A 1,222-nucleotide genomic window follows, 5' to 3' on the forward strand; every position below is an offset into this window, starting at 1 on the left:
ATCGCTTTCCGTCCGTTGCCGCCAGTGCAAGCCCGATTTTTGTCGCAGTCCCGACAAAGCCTCCCAGGAAAACTTCAGCTTTCGCCGACGGAAGCCACCCGCCGGGGCAGCGCCAAGGACCGCACGACCGGCACGCCTCTCAGCAAATTCAAACGCTTGAGCCACGTAAGCGAAGGCGCCAAGACCGGATCGTCGAACTGGCACCCAAATTGATACCCAATTCGCGACATTCAAGCATTAGCAAGGATCAAGACCATGACGATTTATGCGATAGGCAGTATCGACGGCCATTTCAGCGCCTTGCGGCAAGCTCTGGAAGACGTCGGCTTCGATCCCGCCGCCGACCGCTTATGGCTTGCCGGCAATTTGGTCGGCGCCGGCCCGGAATCGCTGGCTGTTCTGCGTTACGTCAAGGGACTGGGAAAAAGCGCGGTCTGCGTGCTGGGCAACCGAGACCTGGAGTTGTTGATGCAAGCCGCTGGCTTCTCGCCCGTCCAAGACAGCAACCGCGAGCTACTCGAAGCACCAGACCGCGACGAATTGCTGAACTGGCTGCGTCGGCGCGGCCTGATCCACCACGACAGCAAGCTCAATTACACGATGATCCACGGCGGCATACCGGCCGAATGGACCCGTAGCCAGATGTTGACCTTTGCCTACGAAGTCGAATCGGTCCTGTCGCAAAGCAACTATCTGGCCTTTCTGGAAAACCGCAAACAGGATCAATCGCGCTGGCACGCCAAACTACGCGGTTGGAAGCGCTTGAATTACATTGCCAACGCGCTCACCCAAATGAAATATTGCACCGAACAGGGCAAGATGGATTTCCAGGCCCAAGGCCCGGTTTCCCAACAAGCCGCCGGTCTAATGCCCTGGTACCGCTTACCGGACCGGCCGACCGCCAGCCAACGCGTCGTGTTTGCCGACGACGCGGATTTTCAGGATGAGCCGTTTACCGGTGCGGTACCGTTGCCGGCCGCCGGCGCCCCTTCCGCATTGAGGCCGCTGGACGCGGCGGCTTAACCCGATCCGGCAACAAGCGATAGACTCGTCCGTACCCAAACCAACCCTCTCTTAACCGGTTGCCACACCAAAAAGTAAACCCACGCCCGCCGTCACGAACATCGATAACATACCCCAAAACGAAACCCGTCCGATAGCGATCCATACCGACGCACCGCCGGCCCGAGCGGACAGCGCGCCCAACGTCATCAGCGCCAGC

2 protein-coding genes are annotated in these 1,222 nt (G+C 59.7%); both read left to right on the forward strand.

The window, feature by feature from the left end:
* Positions 1 to 213 (forward strand): hypothetical protein (locus tag AC3B8H_RS21530; protein ID WP_488443548.1); only part of this gene is annotated, 213 nt, incomplete at its 5' end.
* A gap of 42 nt (positions 214 to 255) precedes the next feature.
* Complete coding sequence (locus AC3B8H_RS21535; protein WP_488443549.1) at positions 256 to 1,023, forward strand: symmetrical bis(5'-nucleosyl)-tetraphosphatase; 768 nt, start codon at positions 256 to 258, stop codon at positions 1,021 to 1,023.
* Positions 1,024 to 1,222: the final 199 nt, after the last annotated feature.

Source organism: Methylomonas sp. BG-2 (assembly GCF_057766305.1).